The organism is Pedobacter jamesrossensis (assembly GCF_042650905.1).
Taxonomy (GTDB): Bacteria; Bacteroidota; Bacteroidia; order Sphingobacteriales; family Sphingobacteriaceae; genus Pedobacter; species Pedobacter jamesrossensis.
Map to the genome: position 1 here is coordinate 1 of NZ_JBHSBY010000074.1, position 4,054 is coordinate 4,054.

Consider the following 4,054-nt stretch of genomic DNA (forward strand, 5'->3'; position numbering starts at 1 on the left):
CTCCGCGGCAAGGAAAAAGTGGCAATAGAGTGGGGATTATTGGCAATCGCACAAAATGTTAGAAGAAAAGCAGCCTAAAAGGGCTTGCTTTTGCTGCTTTTATCAAAATAATGGTTAAATAAAATATTCTAGCCAGCAACAGACAGATAACACTCCAGATTTATTTAAACACAAAAAAAGCTGCCTCATTTATTTTGAGACAGCCTCTTTTTTTGTTTAATTACAAAAATAAAATAAAGAAAAAACGGGCAAAGAACAAAAATGCTCTCCGCCCGTTATCTAAATTAACGCTCTCGAATCGAAAGTAAAGTTATGAAGCCATGTTTCCAAATTTTATTTTAAAATTTTGTTTTTCTTCATTAAAACTTCATCTAATTGCTCAAAATATCTTGTTAGGGTTTTTTAAGATAATTCTCAATAATTGACTGTAATTCTGGTAATAATGGCCTTTCGCTAAAATTTGTAAGCTTATGTTGGGCAGAATTAAATTTTTCAATATAAGTGGCTTCTAAAGAATTAAATTTTAGATAGCCTTGTTCGAAATAGCGTTCCTGTATTTCTGTTGAAGTATCCATAGAACGAAACCATAATTTTAAAAGAGAATTAGAAGGCTTATCTAAAAATAACCAATGGTATAATTCAGAAGCGGCTGCATTTTCAGCTAAATCCATTCGTTTAATTTCAAGAATAATAATTTCGGTATTTTCAAAAAAATAAAGGGTTTTAAATTTTGGTAACATAGCCGCAAAAATATCAACTGCTTTGGATTTTATGCGTTTTATTTTTGAACATTTTTTATTCGTATTTAATTTAAATAAAACATGCGATAAATACTGACTTTAAAACTTTCTAATACCTTTATTTATGATATAACGTCTTTTATGATTACAATGTTCTGATTTTGATGTTTCTCCATTGGCTTGAACCTGGATGCTCTTGCAAAGCGATTTTGCCTTTGGCAACTTTTGCAAAATTTGAAAAGGCAGGATCTTTAAATTTGCTGTTTTCTACTAATTTCTTCCATTCAGTACTTCCTATCTGGCCATCAAATGTTTTAATACCATTAAGATAGAATGTTAAATGGCCTTTGTTTTGAATTAATCTTACCTGATTCCATTCGCCAACTGGCTTAGGTTTTGATACTGTTGCATCGCCAGACATATCGTATAAACAACCTGCCAGGTGATTCTCTTTTTTATTGTCTTCTGCGTCAATATTATCTAAAACCTGCATTTCAGGCCCTGTTAAATAAGTAGCACGGTATTTTGGATTTTCCTGGATATCGAAAATAATTCCACTATTGCCACCTTTAGAAATTTTCCACTCCAAATTTAATTCATAATTTTCGTACTCATCGTTGGTAACAATGTCACCACCACCATTTCGTGGTTTAGAAGGGTCGAAAACAATTGCGCCATCCTGAACAGTCCATTTTGATCCAACTGTATCACGAAGATAAGTGTGCCAGCCTTTAGTTGTTTTACCATCGAATAGTAATTTCCAACCTTTTTTAATTTCTTTTTTGGTTAAGGTGTTTGGTGTTTGAGCCATACTTATGCTGTAGAAAAGCGTAAATACAGAAAAAAATAATAATGCTTTTTTCATCAGTTTTCGTTTTTTATTCGAATGTAATATATTTTATATTTTTCTAATAAAATGCGTTTAAACTGTTACAAATCGTTTTAGTAAGTATTTTATTACTTGTACGTTTTAAGAATATTAAAGGTGTGATCAAAGTCGTCTTTATTAAGATTTGTAAAGCTAGGCATGGTTAATTTATGCATGGTTAGGAAATTTAATAATTGCTTTATGGCCTCGTTAATATTTTCAATGTCATTATTATGCTTTAAGGCATCTATCTTCATCAATCTAAAAGTAATTTCCATTGTATAAAAGCAATTATCTCTGGAAATTTCTAATCCATTACTTATTTCTGAAAGAGCATTTGGGTAGTTGCCTGTATAATTTAAAAAGTTGGCCTTCGCTAAAACATAAGCAGCCTTAATGTAAGGGCTGTAATAAATTTGTTCGTTATCTATTGCTTTTCCCAGGTATTGAATAATTCTTTGCGCTTTTTTATATTGATCTAGCTTAATATAGACTTGAGTTAAAATAATCAACAAGAATGGGGGGAAAACGGAAGAACGTAAATAAAATATACGAGGATATTTTTTAAGTATTGCACTTAAAAATTTATGATATTCTTCGAAATCTTTATTTGTAAACAGCACAATTAATATTAATCTGTAAGATATAATTTGTGCACTTGTTAATTCTTCATTTTTGTAAGTTCCACTTTGATTAATTTCTTCACAAATTTTTGTGATTTTTTCTTTTAGTGTTTTACTATTGTTTGGCTTATTTTGTAAAATATTAGAAAAGAATAGAATAAAATCGTAAGGACTAATTGGAAACAATTCGTTCAACCTTTTGCCGTGTCTTTTTAAAAGCTGCATACTTTCATTTAAACCAACTTTATCCATATCAATAAGGGTAATATTACTTTCAATAACGTTGAGCATTATTTGTATATCCTCATTAAATACTTTTTCAGATATTTTTTTTATGGTTTCTTTGTAATTTTTGCTCATTGTTCTGCCTAAAACCATCAAATCGATAAAATGCATATCTATGGTTTGTGCATTAAAATTAGAATTGGTTTTCCTTAATTCAAATAAAGCTACGTCACAAATAAAATCGAAGGCTTGATTTTTTTCTGTATTTGAAAATGGTAGCAGGAAAATATTTTTCAAAGCTTTTATTTCATTTCTGTTTACACAAAACCTGATGCTCCAGTTTAACATATTTCTTCTTAAGTCTGGTTGGTCTAGGTAAGAAGCTAAGATTTCCTCAAAAAAAGCACTGTCTGGCTTAAATTTAAATTTCTCGGTTAATTGAAGAAACAGAAAATAAGTGTAAATATCATCATTTAAAAATCTGATGATTTCGGTTGGTATTGTTGTTGTAAATCTCTTTTCTTCAATTAAAATTCCACTGTAAATAATTTCTCGATACGATTCGGGGTAGTTACTAATATGTTTGAGTATATTTTCCTTTGCTACCCTATGGCAAATGTTTCCTTTTGATATGCCTGCACTAATTTCTTTAAGTATAAATATTTTCTCAGTACTGTTTTTTGAAAGGAATATTTTGTTCTCTAAAAAGTAATTAATCAATTCGAGACATAAAATATAATTACTGAGTTTTAGGGTATTATTTTCCTGCTTTAATTTATAGTAAATCTGTAGCCAGAATGGTGTTCTAAATTGCTGTATTAAGCCATGGTGAATTTCAGTTTCTTAAATCGTTTTTCCTTCAATACGGCTAAGTGTAAATAAAATTTCTTCATTATTTAGCAAAGGCACGTTAGTGTTCTTATCCTCATCGAAAAATAAGCCTTTATACCATGCGCTTGTTAAAAAGGCCGAACCTGAAATTGCAGGCTGTAGGTTAATCCAATTATTAACTCTTAAGCCTAGCACAATTTTAATGAAATTACTTTCTTCTATGCCGAATAAGAAATCGGTAAATGTTTTAAAGTACTTACTATTTGATAGAAATTGGTCAATACCATCTATAATTAGTATAAATCGACCTCTAATTTGTTTTGGATTTTTTTTGAAATAAGTGTTGAGTTCACTAACACCTGCAAACTTAAACTCTTTAAAAAACCAATCTTTTAGAGATAAACCATTCTGAATGATATCGTTTATTGTCCCCGAATTTATTAGTAAAACGATATCTTTTTTATAAAGTGCATTTTCGCTATAAAAAAAATACTCAACAAGATGTGCTAATAAAATTGATTTTCCCTGACCCGGATGTGCGCTAATTGTAGTGAACTGATAATTGTTTTTTAAAAAATAATTAAAATCTGCATACAAAAAACTTCGGTTAGCAGTAGCATCAAATGGAACGCCAGAACTGTTTTTTTTTGCTATTAATGAAACTCCTGACTTGTCCCCTTTAAATTTAGTGCGGTTTTAAGTTGTTGATAATCAATTTATTGATAATTTATTTTATTAAATTTACCGCACTAAGGCTAAGTTTCTGA

General features: G+C 29.7%; 4 protein-coding genes. All 4 read right to left on the reverse strand.

Annotated elements, in window-relative coordinates; all coding sequences use genetic code 11:
- Positions 1–392: 392 nt before the first annotated feature.
- Positions 393–671 (reverse strand): hypothetical protein, encoded by a 279-nt coding sequence (locus ACFOUY_RS09140; protein WP_378960200.1) that lies wholly within the window; start codon positions 669–671, stop codon positions 393–395.
- Positions 672–885: 214 nt separating this feature from the next.
- Entirely contained in the window at positions 886–1,605 is a 720-nt protein-coding gene (locus tag ACFOUY_RS09145) for a 3-keto-disaccharide hydrolase (protein ID WP_378960201.1), read from the reverse strand.
- 92 nt (positions 1,606–1,697) lie between these two features.
- Positions 1,698–3,176, reverse strand: a complete 1,479-nt coding sequence (locus ACFOUY_RS09150) for a hypothetical protein (protein ID WP_378960202.1) — start codon at positions 3,174–3,176, stop codon at positions 1,698–1,700.
- Positions 3,177–3,299: 123 nt separating this feature from the next.
- Positions 3,300–3,884, reverse strand: coding sequence for a hypothetical protein (locus ACFOUY_RS09155; RefSeq protein ID WP_378960203.1), 585 nt, complete (start codon positions 3,882–3,884; stop codon positions 3,300–3,302).
- Positions 3,885–4,054: the final 170 nt, after the last annotated feature.